Source organism: Flavobacterium artemisiae (assembly GCF_042678225.1).
GTDB lineage: Bacteria > Bacteroidota > Bacteroidia > Flavobacteriales > Flavobacteriaceae > Flavobacterium > Flavobacterium artemisiae.
On record NZ_JBHUDZ010000007.1, the window covers coordinates 750,876 to 763,686 of the forward strand.

General features: G+C 33.1%; 15 protein-coding genes. 8 read left to right on the plus strand and 7 right to left on the minus strand.

Features of this window, described 5'->3' with window-relative positions; all coding sequences use genetic code 11:
• Positions 1-20 precede the first annotated feature (20 nt).
• The 7 genes from ACFSC2_RS08500 (at position 21) to ACFSC2_RS08530 (ending at position 5,497) form a co-directional block, all read left to right on the plus strand.
• On the plus strand, positions 21-857 hold the full coding sequence (locus tag ACFSC2_RS08500; protein WP_379816970.1) for a DUF6929 family protein: 837 nt from the start codon (positions 21-23) through the stop codon (positions 855-857).
• 270 nt (positions 858-1,127) lie between these two features.
• Positions 1,128-1,628, plus strand: a complete 501-nt coding sequence (locus ACFSC2_RS08505; RefSeq protein ID WP_379816971.1) for an RNA polymerase sigma factor — start codon at positions 1,128-1,130, stop codon at positions 1,626-1,628.
• Positions 1,629-1,630: 2 nt separating this feature from the next.
• The gene (locus ACFSC2_RS08510) at positions 1,631-2,590 is read left to right on the plus strand and encodes a hypothetical protein (protein WP_379816972.1); all 960 of its coding nucleotides are present in this window, start codon (positions 1,631-1,633) and stop codon (positions 2,588-2,590) included.
• A 77-nt stretch (positions 2,591-2,667) separates the two neighbouring features.
• A complete protein-coding gene (locus tag ACFSC2_RS08515; protein ID WP_379816973.1) occupies positions 2,668-3,270 on the plus strand; it encodes a carboxypeptidase-like regulatory domain-containing protein in 603 nt (200 codons plus the stop codon).
• Between the two features lie 215 nt (positions 3,271-3,485).
• Positions 3,486-4,073, plus strand: a complete 588-nt coding sequence (locus ACFSC2_RS08520; protein ID WP_379816974.1) for an LURP-one-related family protein — start codon at positions 3,486-3,488, stop codon at positions 4,071-4,073.
• A 114-nt stretch (positions 4,074-4,187) separates the two neighbouring features.
• Positions 4,188-4,904 (plus strand): 3-ketoacyl-ACP reductase, encoded by a 717-nt coding sequence (locus ACFSC2_RS08525; RefSeq protein ID WP_379816975.1) that lies wholly within the window; start codon positions 4,188-4,190, stop codon positions 4,902-4,904.
• An 89-nt stretch (positions 4,905-4,993) separates the two neighbouring features.
• Entirely contained in the window at positions 4,994-5,497 is a 504-nt protein-coding gene (locus ACFSC2_RS08530; protein ID WP_379816976.1) for a hypothetical protein, read from the plus strand.
• A 254-nt stretch (positions 5,498-5,751) separates the two neighbouring features.
• Here ACFSC2_RS08530 and mtaB read toward each other — a convergent pair whose 3' ends face one another.
• Entirely contained in the window at positions 5,752-7,086 is a 1,335-nt protein-coding gene (gene mtaB, locus ACFSC2_RS08535; RefSeq protein ID WP_379816977.1) for a tRNA (N(6)-L-threonylcarbamoyladenosine(37)-C(2))-methylthiotransferase MtaB, read from the minus strand.
• Between the two features lie 486 nt (positions 7,087-7,572).
• On the opposite strand from mtaB, the gene ACFSC2_RS08540 reads away from it, so the two are divergent.
• On the plus strand, positions 7,573-8,097 hold the full coding sequence (locus ACFSC2_RS08540; RefSeq protein WP_379816978.1) for a hypothetical protein: 525 nt from the start codon (positions 7,573-7,575) through the stop codon (positions 8,095-8,097).
• A 78-nt stretch (positions 8,098-8,175) separates the two neighbouring features.
• On the opposite strand, the gene ACFSC2_RS08545 is transcribed toward ACFSC2_RS08540, so the two are convergent.
• The 6 genes from ACFSC2_RS08545 to ACFSC2_RS08570 all read right to left on the minus strand — a co-directional run bounded on the left by ACFSC2_RS08545 (position 8,176) and on the right by ACFSC2_RS08570 (position 12,769).
• Positions 8,176-8,706: a GNAT family N-acetyltransferase gene (locus ACFSC2_RS08545; protein ID WP_379816979.1), complete on the minus strand. Its 531-nt coding sequence runs from the start codon at positions 8,704-8,706 to the stop codon at positions 8,176-8,178.
• Between the two features lie 154 nt (positions 8,707-8,860).
• A complete protein-coding gene (locus tag ACFSC2_RS08550; protein WP_379816980.1) occupies positions 8,861-9,652 on the minus strand; it encodes a Cof-type HAD-IIB family hydrolase in 792 nt (263 codons plus the stop codon).
• A 94-nt stretch (positions 9,653-9,746) separates the two neighbouring features.
• On the minus strand, positions 9,747-9,965 hold the full coding sequence (locus ACFSC2_RS08555) for a putative signal transducing protein (RefSeq protein ID WP_379816981.1): 219 nt from the start codon (positions 9,963-9,965) through the stop codon (positions 9,747-9,749).
• 23 nt (positions 9,966-9,988) lie between these two features.
• Positions 9,989-10,705, minus strand: a complete 717-nt coding sequence (locus ACFSC2_RS08560) for an alpha/beta hydrolase (RefSeq protein ID WP_379816982.1) — start codon at positions 10,703-10,705, stop codon at positions 9,989-9,991.
• 188 nt (positions 10,706-10,893) lie between these two features.
• Complete coding sequence (locus tag ACFSC2_RS08565) at positions 10,894-11,556, minus strand: DEAD/DEAH box helicase (protein WP_379816983.1); 663 nt, start codon at positions 11,554-11,556, stop codon at positions 10,894-10,896.
• A gap of 49 nt (positions 11,557-11,605) precedes the next feature.
• Positions 11,606-12,769: a sigma-54-dependent transcriptional regulator gene (locus ACFSC2_RS08570; protein WP_379816984.1), complete on the minus strand. Its 1,164-nt coding sequence runs from the start codon at positions 12,767-12,769 to the stop codon at positions 11,606-11,608.
• Between the last annotated feature and the right edge of the window lie 42 nt (positions 12,770-12,811).

Sequence of the window (12,811 nt, forward strand, 5' to 3'; positions counted from 1 at the left end):
AAGACTTAAAATAAAACTCCATGGAAAAATTCACATTAGAAATATTATTTCAAATTATCGGAATCGGTTCTGCATCGGGCTTATTCTTCAATAATGATGCACTTTATGTAATTGGCGATAACAGCGGATTTTTATACGAATACAATATGCAGAATCATCAATTGAGTCAGCATCCTTTAATTGATAATCCGACGCAGAATATTCCAAAAAACGTAAAGCCAGATTTTGAGTCAATGACCAATCACAATGATACACTTTATGTTTTTGGTTCTGGTTCAACCGAAAAAAGAAATCAAATGATTGCTTTTGATCTTAAAAACAAAACGGTTTTACAAAAAAATAATTTAGTCGATTTGTATGCTTTAATGCAGAGTTTTGGCGAAATAAAACCAGAAGACTTTAATCTGGAAGGCGCAATCTTCGACGGAGAAAACTGGTATTTATTCAATCGAGGTAACGGAATTTCGAACAAAAACACCATTTTTACCATTCATGCCAAAAAGCTTGATGAAGAATTTGCATTGATTTCGGTAAATTATAAACTGCCAAAAATAAAAGGCGTTCGTTCCAGTTTTACGGATGCTGTTTTAGTCGAAGATAAAATCTATTTCCTTTCTACAGCCGAAGACACCAAATCGACTTATGAAGACGGCGAAATCTTAGGAAGTTTCATTGGCCGAATTGATCTTAAAACAATGAAAATAGATTTCACTCAAAAAATAACTTCAACCAATAAATTTGAAGGTTTGACTTTCTACAAAAAAGAAAACAATAAAATAGAGTTTTTGCTTTGCGAAGATAATGATACTGATTTGTTGGAAACGAAAATTTATAAATTGACATTACCTCTTAAATAAATTTTGCGAACCTCTTCGTTTCTACTTGTGGATCTCTGTGCAAGAATTATTTCACAGAATTCACAAAGAGACACAAAACCAACGTAAAACGCCCAAAAGTGCGTCTCTAAATAAAACCTTTGCAACTTTGTAACTTAGCAGCTTTGAACCTCAAAAAAAATATTTTAATATTTTTTTCACCCACGTCCCAACCTTTTTATCTTTTTATCTATCTATATAAAAAAGACAACAATTGTGATAAACGAAACTCTAATAGCAAACTGTAAAAAAATGCACCGCGACGCTCAGCGTCAGGTGTACGAATACATGGCGCCAAAGTTGTACCGCCTTTGCAAACGATACCTAAAAAAGGAAGAAGAAGTTGAAGAAGCAATGGCCGATGCATTTTTCACCATTTTCACCAAATTAGATCAGCTGAAAGAAGCATACGCTTTTGAAGCCTGGGCGCGCAGAATAACAGTGAATCATTGTTTGGCATCCATCCGCAAAAACACCAATTTCAACATGTATCTCGACGATGTAAAACTGCTTTCGCAGCCTTCTGTCGACGAGCTTAATACGTTGGAAGAAGAAGACTTACTTAATTTATTAAACCATATTCCCGACGGCTGTAAAACGGTGTTCAATCTTTTTGTTATAGAAGGTTTTGGACACAAAGAAATAGCCGAAATGCTGAAGATTTCAGAAGGCACCTCAAAATCACAATTGAATGCCGCGAAAACCAAATTGAAAGAACTGGTTAATAAACTGTATTACCAAAAAGCGAAATAGTCATGGACAATCAAGATAAATTATTCGATAAAATAAAACAAGCTTCGCAAAATGCGGAGTTTAAAGACTTCCCCGGAATGGAAAAAGTCTGGTCACGTGTGGAGGAAAAACTAGATAAAAAAGCAGATAAAAAAACAATTGCTTTATGGAAGAAAATTGCCGTAGCAGCTTCTCTTATGCTTTTTATTTCATTAGGATATCAATTGCTGCATTCAGAAAAAACTATTGTAAACGAAACTCCAAAAATAGTTTTTGATGAAAAACAAAATTCTAAAGAACCAATTGTTAATTCAAAAAATGAAACAATTTCAAATGATTCAGGAATCGTTTCTAAAGAAGAGGCAATTACAATTTTAGAACATAAAAATAAAGAAAGTGTTGCTGTTAAAGAAAATGTACCAAATGAACCTGTTTTAACAATATCTCCTTTGCCGAATGCTGTTGCAGAAGTTAGTCAAAATATAGATGCCGCACCCGCTCAAGCCGATCATTTTGAAGAAAATAATGACAAGATAATTTCAAAAGACAAAGCCGCTACTAACTATGGTTATATAAACGGCGCCGAAAGAGAATCTGCAAAAGTGGTATTTGCTGAGGGAAAAGCAGCAACTACTAAGAAACCTGCTCCATTGGTAATTCTTAACGGCAATGCAATGGCACATAGCAACGAAAGCAAAAAAGACAAAATGATGCAGAATGAACTTCCGAATCTAAATCCGGAAAATGTTGATTCTCTTGTAATTCTTGATGAACCTTTATACATTATCGACGGAATTTATTATTCGGAAAATGATTTATTCGGAAACAATCCGACAAGTCCGTATGCGCCTTTAGACAAACAGGATATTAAAACTATAACTATTTTACAAGATTCAGAAGCCACTTCTAAATATGGTGAAAAAGGAAAAAAAGGAGTCGTAATTATTACTACGAAAACAGGAAAACCAACACCAAAGAAATAATCAATTTTAGAAAACTTTGTCAAAGTTTACAGCTTTGACAAAGTTCAAAATCCATCATTAACTTAAAATTTATCTTCATGAAAAGTGTAAAACTTATTTCATCAGCCATTGCTATGCTTATATGTTTCATCACCACGGCACAAGAAAAAACGATTACCGGAGTTGTGTCGGACGATATATATGGACCACTTCCAGGAGCTGGAGTTTACAATACAAGATCAAAAAGAGGAATTTACGCGGATATGGATGGGAAATATTCTATCAAAGCTCAAAAAGGAGATCTTTTAACATTTAGCTTTATTGGACATGAATCAAAAACAAAAAAAGTTCGTAAAAAAAACAGCATCAACATTGTCTTAGTCGAAGCACATCAGGAATTAAAAGAGACGGTATCAACTCGAAAAACAAAATCTAAAAACAAAAATCAAGATTACACCGAGAAACAAAAACAAGCGGCCTTAGAGTCATTAATTATTTCGAAAGACACAATTCCTGATGTAAAATCTTCCGCAAAAGAACCTTTGTATATTTTGGATAACAAAATATTGGATTCTAAACAATTTTCTAAGATCAACCCGAATGATATTGAAGAAATAAAAGTACTCAAAGGAAATGAAGCCAAATTAATTTATGGAGACAAAGGCTCAAATGGTGCTGTTATTATTACTCTTAAAAAATAATTAAATATTCTCGTTTAAAACGTTGACAAAAATTAGTTTCAAACTTTGTGTTAGACGCACTGCTGTGCGTCTCTACGGAAAACCTTTGCGCATCTCTGTGATAAAAACCAAAAAACCTTTGCGAATCTTTGCGGCAAAATAAGGGCTTATAATTCATTTTATAAATATTATATTACATTTGCACCTCATTTAATACAACATTATTTTACACTCTTATGAATCCTATTTTAAGCCAAAATCTATTTTTAGTTAAAGAACATGTCGGAATGTTTAAAGCAGCAAACAATTACGATATTTATCACCCAGAAACCAATCAGATTATCATGAACTGCCGAGAAAACAATCTTGGTTTTTTCACTAAAATATTTCGTTTTACAGATTATAAAAGAGCAACTCCTTTTAATGTAGAAATCTCAACTCCGTCTGGAGAAAAATTAATTACTGTAAGACGCGGTGTTGCTATTTTCCGTTCTACTGTTGAAGTTTTGGACGAAAAAGATCGTTTGGTTGGAACTTTCAAACAAAAATTCTTTTCTATTGGAGGAAAGTTTGACATTCTAGACAAAAACGAAAAACCAGTTGCAACCTTACAAGGAAAATGGACAGGCTGGGATTTTAAATTTTCGCACCAAGGAAAACAACTTGCTCAAGTAAATAAAAAATGGGCTGGATTAGGAAAAGAATTCTTTACAAGTGCAGACAATTACGTTCTTCAAATCGAAGAAACTGTTGAAGCAGAAAGTCCGTTAAGACAATTAATTCTTGGTGCTGTAATGTGCATCGATATGGTCTTGAAGGAATAACAAAAGTTGTTAAACTTAGATTAAGAATACATCTGAAAGCATTATTTTTAGTTTGCAAAAGCTTATTTTTGTTAGACTCAAAATAATGCTTTCTGCATTTCTAAAAACACAATCATGACTGACTTAAAAAATAAAAACGCTCTGATTACAGGCGCTGGAAAAGGAATCGGAAAAGCCGTTGCTATTGCTTTGGCAAAAGAAGGCGTTAATTTAATTTTGGTTTCGAGAACGCAAAGCGACATTGATCAATTGGCTGACGAAGCTTCAAATCTTGGTGTAAAAGCTTTGGCACTTTCTGCTGATGTTTCTGATATACATTCTATTAATTCGGCTGTAGAAAAAGCTTTATCTCAATTTAAAAGCATCGATATTTTGATCAACAGTGCGGGAATTGCTTCTTTTGGAAAATTCTTAGAATTAGAACCAGAAGCTTTCGAAAGAATTATTCAGGTGAATTTAATGGGGACTTACTACACAACACGCGCCGTAATCCCGAATATGATCGAAAGACAAACTGGAGACATTATCAATATTTCATCAACTGCAGGTTTAAACGGTAATGCCTTAACAAGTGCTTACAGCGCATCAAAATTTGCTGTTTTAGGTTTAACCGATTCTTTAATGCAGGAAATGAGAAAACACAATATTCGTGTTACTGCCTTAACGCCAAGTACGGTAGCAACTGATATGGCAAAAGACTTAAACCTGACAGACGGAAACCCAGAAAAAGTAATGCAGTCTGAAGATATGGCAGAATTAATCATTTCGCAGTTAAAACTAAACCGAAGAGTTTTTGTAAAAAACAGCAGCATTTGGTCTACAAACCCATAGAGGAAAATAACAAATTTTTAAAATTCCAAATTCCAATTACTTTGAGATTGGAATTTGGAATTTAATTATTGGAATTTAAAAAAAACATGATGGAACAATATTTAAGACAATTGGTTGAAATCGAATTTCAGGATAAAAAAGAAATCTTTACCGGTTTTCTTATTGACTATTCTGATGATTGGATTTTGCTTCGAAATAATCCCGTGGATTTTATTTTGGACGGTTTTGTGATTTTAAGAAATAAAAATATAGAAGCGGTAAATAGAGATCATGATTTGGCTTTTACCGAAAAAGTAATTCGCTTAAAAGGCTTAAAGATTAACTCAGAAGATATTATTCCGATTAAGGATTTGGCTTCGATTATAAATTATATTTCTGAGAAATACGGTATTTTTCAAATTGCAAAGAAATCTTCAAAATCTGCTTATTTAGGAAAATTAATGGAATTGAATGAGGAAGAATTGACGATTAACTTCATAGACATTCGCGGAGAATTCGGCGGAGAATTGAGTTTTAATCCCGAAAAAATTCGAGTTATAGAATTTGATACCGATTATATTAATTCGTTGAAATTGGTGGTTGAAGATAATTGATTTTGCTACCTCAGAGATACGCTAAGATTTCGCTGAGATTCACGAAGAATTTAATTAAAAACAAAAAGCTCTTTAAATTATTTAAAGAGCTTTTTTTGTCATTTCGAGGAACGAGAACACTAGTAATTCTGTATCCTGTAATTGCCAATCTTTGTAGAGTTTCGAGTGTGATTCTTCGTTCCTCAGAATGACAAACTGTATGTATCAACTTTGTCAAAGTTTGAAACTTTGACAAAGTTCTGAATATCTAAATCTTAAACCTCAGCCAATTTATTTAAAAACTCCAAACGAACACTTCCGTCTTCGTCTATTTTGGTTAAATTGATTTCTTGTAAAGTATTAACCAATTCTGGATTCCACGGTGTTTTTACTTTTACATAGTTTTCTGTAAATCCATGAATGTATCCTTCTTTATTTTCTCCTTCAAAAAGAACTGTTCTGTTGGTTCCTAATTGACTTTCGTAAAAAGCACGGCGTTTTTTAACCGAAAGACCACGAAGCATTTTACTTCTTTTTGCTCTAACATTTGACGGAACAACTCCCGCCATTGCTGCAGCTTCTGTATTATCTCGTTCAGAATACGTAAATACGTGTAAGTATGAAATATCCAAATCATTTAAGAAATGATATGTTTCTAAGAAATGTTCATCTGTTTCTCCAGGAAAACCGACAATTACATCAACACCAATACAAGCGTGAGGCATTACTTCACGAATTTTATTTACGCGGTCAATATAAACTTCACGCAAATAACGACGTTTCATTAATTTTAAAATATCATTGCTTCCTGATTGCAGCGGAATATGAAAATGCGGCACAAAAGTGCGGCTTTTAGAAACGAATTCAATGGTTTCGTTTTTCAATAAATTCGGTTCAATAGACGAAATTCTCAAACGTTCGATTCCTTCTACTTTATCCAAAGCCTGAACTAAATCTAAGAAAGTATGTTCGTGTTTTTTATTTCCAAACTCCCCTTTTCCGTAATCTCCGATATTAACTCCCGTTAAAACAATTTCACGAATATTCTGTGCAGAAATTTCTTTGGCATTTTTAAGTACATTTTCTAAAGCATCACTTCTCGAAATTCCTCTTGCCAACGGAATGGTACAATAAGTACATTTATAATCGCAGCCATCCTGAACTTTCAAAAAGGCACGCGTACGATCGCCGATAGAATAACTTCCGACATAAAAATCGGCTTCCTCGATCTCGCATGAGTGAACTTCACCCATATCGTTTTTGCTTAAATCATGAATATAGTCTGTGATTTTGAATTTTTCAGTTGCACCCAAAACCAAATCAACACCATCAACTGCTGCCAATTCTTCTGGTTTTAATTGGGCATAACAACCAACAGCGGCAACAAAAGCTTTATCATTAAGCTTCATTGCTTTTCTTACGACTTGTTTAAACTGTTTGTCTGCGTTTTCTGTAACCGAGCAAGTATTGATTACATAGATATCTGCAATTTCTTCAAAATCGACACGGTCAAAACCTTCGTCGTTAAAGTTTCTGGCGATTGTAGAAGTTTCTGAAAAATTCAGTTTACAACCCAGCGTATAAAAGGCAACCTTTTTTCTATTTTCCATAATTTATCTTAAATTAATGAAATCGTTGTCAAAAAATTTAAGGCTGCAAATTTACAAACAATATTCATTAAAAGAAAGTTAATAAAACACTTCGAGTCAATAATTTGCTAAAAGAACATTTTAATCACGTTTTAAGAAAAAATAAAGCCAAAACACAAATTTTGATTAAATTGCGTCGTGAAGAATTGTTTTTTTAACGTTCGATAAGAATAAAACGACAAAAACATCGATTAAAAGCGTTTTTAATCGATTAAATGCATTTTTTATGGATTTAAAATCAAAATTTCTTACATTTACTTTTGTTATAAATCTCCGCTAAATAAACTCAATTTTAAGAATTTTAACAAGGTTTGATTAATTAAATAATAATTCACGCATAACAATTTTGAATTTTACTCGTTATGTTGTTGTTTTGTATTACAAAATGAAATGGGAAAGCCGAAAACCAAAGAGAGTAGGCAAAATATTATATAAATACCACGCTTTATGAAAGCATTTTTACCCACGATCTGCTTGATGTTCTTAACCTATTTTAGTTCGCAAGCGCAAACTAATACTAATGTCCCTGCCACAAATCCATTTCCTACTATTAGTACATTAACGACATGGGCGAGCTTTAACTCGCAGCAGCAATTTGATGTTGCTATTCGTGCAGTTGGGTTCAAATTTGAAGTTAAAGAACCAGGTGAAGGGTCTACAGCTTACACTTATATTCGTAAAGTAACTGTAAATGAAGTAAACTATACGGATAGAATTGTTTACAGAATCACAAACAATAACTCTGCTAGTATTATTTCGCTTGTAACAGCTTCTACAGACTTAGTTAGCTTGTACACACCGCAATTGGCAACTTTTAAAAACAACAACTGTAAAACAGAAATGTCTAAAGACAAAAACACTACTTGCAGCTGTTACGAAAGTGCTAGTTTTGCAATCGATCTTTGTGACGAACGCGTAAAATTAACTATGGGTGACGGAAATAAATATTTTGTTTCTGTAGCTAAAAAATAATATTTCAAAATATTTAACTCTGAATTGTTTCCAAATCTTTACTGACTTTTAAGTATGTAAAGATTTGGAATACATTTCTTAGTTTGAGTTTGGATTTTTGAGTTCGTACCAAACTTCTAATTCTTCCTGATAAGTAAACGAATTCACAAAATGGAAACCTAGTTTTTCGAGAATTTTTCTTGAGTTTTCATTTCCTGCATCGGCATAAGCGTAAAGTACTTCTACTTTCATTTCATTAAATGCATAATCTACAAAAGCTTTTCCTGCTTCAGACGCATATCCTTTTCCCCAATGTTTTTCTATAAAACGATATCCTAATTCGTAGAATTTTTTGTGATCATTGATTTCGTCTGTAATATATTTAATTCCAGACCAGCCAATAAATTCATTAGTTTCTTTTAAAACAACAGCCCAGCGTGCAATTCCAAAATCTTTGTATTGTTTCTGGATATTTTCAATTTGTTCTATACTTTCCTCAATATGTTTTACAGGTCTGTTTCCGAGAAACAAATGCACATTTGGATTCGAATCCAATTCAAACATACCTTCTGCATCAGAAAGTTTTAACTCTCTTAAAATCAAACGTTCTGTTTCAATTGTTTTTTTCATCTTTATTTATTTTAAACACATAGAATCATAGTTTATCGATGTACTTAAAGGCATTTCATTTCACTAAAATTCACATAGCTATGTGTAGAAATGTATTTCCTTTATAATTTTTTTTCATGAAACAAACCTATGTTTCTATGTGTTAAATTATTTTTTAATTTAAAATAAAGCGCTGTACAACCTCAGCAACTCCATCATTATTATTTGAAGATACGATTAAATCTGCTTTATCACGCAACTCCGGCGTAACATTATCAACCCAAACACCCAAACCAGCATATTCAATCATTGTTAAATCGTTTCCTGCGTTTCCTACAGCGATAATTTCACTTTGATGAATTCCCAGCTTTTCTGCCAAAAGCTTTAAACTTGCCGCTTTATCAATTCCTAATTGTGCTACTTCTAAGAAAAATGGTTTTGATGTTGAAACACTCAAATGCGGCATAAAATCAATCAGATCTTTTTCAACCGTTTTTAAATAGTCTGGATTTTGAAGTAAAATGCATTTTACGGCCGGTCTGTCTACATATTCTTTAAAACTTGGAACTTTACGATGTGCCATTCCGGTAATTTCTTTTTCGATTTCAATGTATTCAGAATCCGTTTCGCTGATTATTTCGTTATCTAAATAGGTAATGATATGCGTATTCATTTTAACGCTGTAATCGTACAAATCGTGAATCTGCTCAACAGTTAATTTCTGTTCAAACAAAACCAAATCGTCTTTTACACGACTTATTATTGCTCCGTTAAACGAAAGCATATACGAATCGTTTATATCCAATTGCAAATCTTTCGCATAAGAAGTCATTGCAATAGTCGGTCTGCCCGAAGCCAAAACAACATAAACGCCTTTTGCCTGTGCCTCTAAAAGCACTTTTTTATTTAAATCCGAAATTCTGTGGTCGTCTGTCAACAAGGTATCATCCATGTCGAGTACAATCATTTTGTATTGCATGTTTTTAGTTTTCAGTGTTCAGTATTTAGTGTTCAGTCTCAGCAGACAGCTTAGTAACTGTTTACTTAAATACTGAACACTTTTAAATACTCATTCTAAATTCTTCAACAACAGGATTTGCTTTTGCAAAATCTGTTTCCTGAATAAACAATTCAACCGCTAAATCGGTTCCTCCAAAGCCACCAAGTCTAGCAGATTGAATATTATCTTTTTTAATTGTTTCTACTCCAGCTTCTTCCAATCTTTCCTGCAAAGCAATTGCCAACACTTCGCTTCCTGAAAATACCTTCATTAATCCCATAACATTCTATTTTTTATTATTAATTATATTTCTTCTAAAATTATTTTTAATCGATTTTGAAACTCATTATTTTCATTTATTCCAATATGTTCCTGATTTTCGAGTAGATAAAGATGTCCATTTTCATCAACTATTTTATTTAAACGAACAGCATTATCATACGGAATCAAACGATCATTTTTTCCATGAAAAATATAAATTGGCGCTTTAACTTTTGGTAAATAAGTATAAGTTTCCATTTGAAATTTTTTCATGAAATTTGGAAAAAATGGCACTCTTGAACTTGACAATTCTGTAAAACTATAATAAGGGGATTGCAGCATCAAAGCTTTTGGTTTATTTTCTGATGCTAAAATTGTTGCAAATCCAGAACCAATCGAATATCCAGCGATTATTATTTTGTTTTCAGAATAGCGCTTTTTTAAGTTTTGGTAAACAATTGAAATATCTTTATTCAATTGTTCTTCATCTTCAATTTCACCCTCGCTTTTCCCAAAACTGCGGTAATCTAAAATAAAAATATCATAACCTAGATTGGTATATACTTTTGATATGCTTCCCCAAGTATCAAGCGTTCCCGCGTTACCATGAAGATAAAAAACAAGGCCTTTTGAGTTTTCGGCTTTAAAAAGCAAACCATTCAAATTCGTTCCGTCAAACGATTTTATGTTTAATTCTTCAAATTTCTGAACATAATCAAACTTATGGTCTTTTGGAAGTGAAGCACTTTGAAAAACCATTCCAACTTGATTAAAATAAACATAGGAAATAATCAAAAGATAAATTACCAGAAAAGCACACAAAAGAACTATTACCAAAAATTTAAGTGTTTTAAAAATCTCCATAGATTAAGTTAGTATAAAATTTTAAGTCTCAGTACTCAGTATTAAAACTGACTACTAAGACTTAAAACGAGAATGATTATTTGTTATTCTTCCTCCTCAATATCTTCTTCATCCTCATCAAGTTCCTCACCGTCTTCATCCATATCAAACAAATAAGGTTCGACAAGCATTTTGTCTGCCAAAATTTCGACACGTTCTGTCAAAGTTTCAGCAAAAATAATTCTCTGCGTTTTGGCAATACTGTTAGAAATACGCATAATTTTAGGCTCATGACGCAATTTCAAAATCGGATCTGCATCATCCAGAATAAACATTTTTAGACGATTGACATTGTAACCTGCGGTGCTGAACATATCGTTTAATTTTGTCGGCGTTCCGATTAAAACATCAATTCCGGTTGAAACATAATTTTTATCATAATCCATATCACCTTTCTCATTTACACCGTAAACTTCCAGATTCGTATATTTTCCGTACGTATTGAAAAGCTCCACCATTTCTAAGACCTTCGCTTTATCTTCTACAATAATCAAAGCACGAGGTGATTCTTCGGTTTTTCCAGCCAATTGCTGAATCACATTTAAAACAATCGTTGTTGTTTTTCCACTTCCTTTCGGCGAAATAATAACACAGTCGGCACCACTTTTTAAGGTAGAAAAAGTTTCTAACTGCAAAGCATTTGCTTCCGTTAAACCATTTTCAATTAAACCGTCTTGTAATCTTTCGTTTATTTTCTTTAATTTCATTTCTAAATTTTAGAGTTCTGATTTTAGATTTCAGATTGAAATCAAATCATTATTTGCTTGCGAACATTTTTACGTCGGTTTCAGAGATTTCGTTTCCGCCTAAAATGATCAATCTTTCTACCACATTTCGAAGTTCACGAATATTTCCTGTCCAATCGTATTCCTGCAATAATTTTATCGCTTGCGCTGAAAAACCTTTAACCGCATTTCCTTGCTCCGAAGCTATTTTTTCTGCAAAATGCGAAATCAAAGCCGGAATATCATCACGTCTTTCATTCAAAGGCGGTACTTTAATCAAAATTACTGCTAATCTGTGATATAAATCTTCACGAAAACGTCCTTCTGCAATTTCTGTTTTTAAATCTTTATTGGTCGCTGCAACGACACGAACATCCACTTTAATATCTTTATCTGCACCAACTCTTGTGATCATGCTTTCCTGCAAGGCACGCAATACTTTGGCCTGCGCCGAAAGGCTCATGTCACCAATTTCATCTAAGAAAATAGTTCCTTTATCTGCTGCTTCAAACTTTCCTGCACGATCTTTAACTGCCGATGTAAAGGCACCTTTTACGTGTCCGAACAATTCACTTTCGATCAATTCACTCGGAATCGCCGCACAGTTTACTTCAATTAAAGGAAAATTAGCACGTTCACTTTTTTCATGTAATTGATGTGCCACTAATTCTTTTCCAGTTCCATTTGGCCCGGTAATTAAAACTCGGGCTTCGGTCGGCGCTACTTTATCAATCATCACTTTGATATGATTAATTGATTCGCTCTCGCCGATCATTTCGTAGTTTTTACTGACTTTTTTCTTTAGAATTTTATTTTCAACAACTAATTGTTTTTTGTCTAAAGCATTTCGAACCGTATTCAATAAACGATTTAAATCTGGCGGTTTAGAGATATAATCAAAAGCTCCCAAACGCATGGTATGAATCGCGGTTTCCATATCTCCGTGACCAGAAATCATAACCATCGGAATCTCTGGTTTGATTTTTTTTACTTCTTCTAAAACCTCAACTCCATCCATTTTTGGCATTTTGATATCACACAAAACCAGATCGTAATCGTTGTTTTTTATTTTTTCAAGTCCCGCAACGCCATCTTCGGCTTCATCAACCTGATACGAATCATTTTCTTCTGATAAAATTTTTACCAAAACTCTTCTAATCGCCGCTTCGTCTTCTATAATTAGGATTTTGCTCATTTTCTAAGGTTCTGAGGTTCTAAGTTACTAAGCTCCTAAGTT